At 37.3% G+C, this 1,245-nt stretch carries 2 protein-coding genes; both read right to left on the reverse strand.

The features are described 5' to 3' along the window. On the reverse strand, positions 1 to 870 hold an 870-nt coding region (locus BUC45_RS05175; RefSeq protein WP_296970803.1), incomplete at its 3' end, for an IS3 family transposase. Continuing rightward, positions 857 to 1,177 carry a transposase gene (locus tag BUC45_RS05180; protein ID WP_296970804.1) on the reverse strand — a complete coding sequence of 107 codons (321 nt, stop codon included), beginning with the start codon at positions 1,175 to 1,177 and terminating at the stop codon, positions 857 to 859. The genes BUC45_RS05180 and BUC45_RS05175, both read right to left, overlap by 14 nt. Positions 1,178 to 1,245: the final 68 nt, after the last annotated feature.

A 1,245-nucleotide genomic window follows, 5' to 3' on the forward strand; every position in this document is an offset into this window, starting at 1 on the left:
TGATGTCTGTCTGAAAAAATATTCATTCCATACAGCAACAGGTGTTCTAAGCCCTAATGAACCATGTTTGCGTATATGATTATAGGTGAAAATGTACTGAGCTATCTTCATATCGGCATGATGGAAAGATTCAAATTCGTAGCGAGAGACCAACTCCCGTTCCATAATACTGTGGAAAGCCTCAATATAAGCATTATCTTCAGGTGTGGCAATATGAGCAAATTCATGTGTTACATTAATCTCTTTCAGATATGCTCTTACAGATTTAGCTATAAACTGGCTCCCATTATCGTTTCGCAGGGTAATTGGAACATTGGCCTTTTCAGGCAGTACATTTTTAAGCAGCCACAATACATCATGCTGGCGAATACTCTGTTTGAAGACATAGCCTATAATTTTGCGGGTATATACATCAATCAAAGAAAGCAGGTATGCAAATTTTCCACCTATTGGAATGTACTTGATATCCATGCACAGATACTGCAATGGATATTCTGCCCTGATTTTACGGAAACGAACAAATTTACGTTTGCCAAAATGAGTGGATATGGATTTTCCACAAAGTAATTTATTCTCCTTCATCAACCTGTATACTTTTTTATGATTCACAACATAACCTCTGTCAAATAATTCATCAGTAACAGGCTTATAACCATAACATAAAAACTCAATCCCTAATATGTTCTTTATCTCTTCCACAATTTCATGATTTGCTGCCACCCCGCCATCAGTTTTTAAGCTTGTAAGGCTTGGTTTTCGTCCGGGCTTCCCGCTTTTTGATTTATAGTAGAAATTACTCGGATTCATACCGCTCCACTTTAATCGCTTCGTAATGGGAACCTGATCTTTAAAAGACTCAATTACTTGCATCGCATCCTGTTTTAAAACCGGTTTTTTTTAAGAGTTCATCTTTAAATTTCAACTCAAGACTAAGTTCTCCAACCAACTCCCTGAGTCGTTTGATTTCTTGTTCCATCCTTCGTTTCTCCGGATCAACTTTAGGGTATTGAGCCTCAAGGCCCAATATGCCCTGTTCATTAAACCTGCGTTTCCATTTATGAAACAACGATTGCGACAGGTTATACTTTCGAAGCGTAGGTTGTAATCCATTAACTTCTACTTCTTGAATGATCCGGAGCTTCTGTTCTTTGCTCCATTGACGCCTTTCTTTTGTCATAGTTTTACAAAATTAAAGTGTCAAACTGAATTGCCAAATTTATTTCATATTATTTGGGGGTTAGTACA

Source organism: Tepidanaerobacter sp. EBM-38, assembly GCA_001896545.1.
GTDB lineage: Bacteria > Bacillota > Thermosediminibacteria > Thermosediminibacterales > Tepidanaerobacteraceae > Tepidanaerobacter.

Bases quoted from the DNA above. Each gene is read 5' to 3' on its own strand.
- BUC45_RS05180 (WP_296970804.1), bottom strand. From the start codon at position 1,177: ATGACAAAAGAAAGGCGTCAATGGAGCAAAGAACAGAAGCTCCGGATC.